General features: G+C 59.1%; 2 protein-coding genes. Both read right to left on the bottom strand.

Annotated features, from left to right (window positions below; translation table 11 throughout):
• Positions 1-94 precede the first annotated feature (94 nt).
• On the bottom strand, positions 95-298 hold the full coding sequence (locus tag ACTWPP_RS45080) for a hypothetical protein (RefSeq protein WP_048933329.1): 204 nt from the start codon (positions 296-298) through the stop codon (positions 95-97).
• A 31-nt stretch (positions 299-329) separates the two neighbouring features.
• Positions 330-607: RBBP9/YdeN family alpha/beta hydrolase (locus ACTWPP_RS45075; RefSeq protein ID WP_443110631.1), on the bottom strand; the 278-nt coding region annotated here is incomplete at its 5' end.

Genomic DNA, 607 nt, shown 5'->3' with positions numbered 1-607 from the left:
GAATCCGGTGACGCCGCACGGGATGCTCGGCAGCAGGAGCAGGTCGAGCAATTTCTCGCCAGCTTCCATCCTTACTAGAGCTGTGCTCTAGAAATTAAGACGTCCGGCGAATCAGCAGATCCTGATCTCGATCAGGCAGTCGATGTTGACCGCGCGGCAACGTTGCCAGCGCCGGGTTCGGTGCCAGCATGTTGCCGATGATGGCGCCGGTCGTATAGACGTCCGTCGAGTTGGCGCCGGCCAGGGCTTGCGCGGTGGCCAGACGCAGAACGTGAGGATTGCGTCTTGAACTGAACATCAGACAAGAGATTCGCTTGCGAGATTGCCTGTCAGGCTAGTGCGCTCGCATCAAAATGCCGCAGAAGCTGGTATCCCTCAGCCCAGTCATCCAGTTGACTCGCGGCATTCAAATGTCCGCGTGCTCCGACGTCGAGAAATTCGCTGCCCCATGCACTGGCGCAGGACGTTGCATAACTGATCGCCGCATAGGGATCGTTGTTGCTGGCAACCACGATGCTGCGAAATGGCAATGTTGCTGACGGTACGGGCGAGAACCCGATGCACGAGGCGCTGGGAAAGGCCGATGCCGATGGGTCTGGAGCAGCGA

Origin of the sequence: Actinomadura sp. 3N407 (assembly GCF_052245875.1) — a bacterium.
Classification (GTDB): Bacteria; Actinomycetota; Actinomycetes; order Streptosporangiales; family Streptosporangiaceae; genus Spirillospora.
The sequence above is the reverse complement of the archived record's forward strand: the minus strand, read 5'-3'. Positions and strand labels throughout refer to the sequence as shown.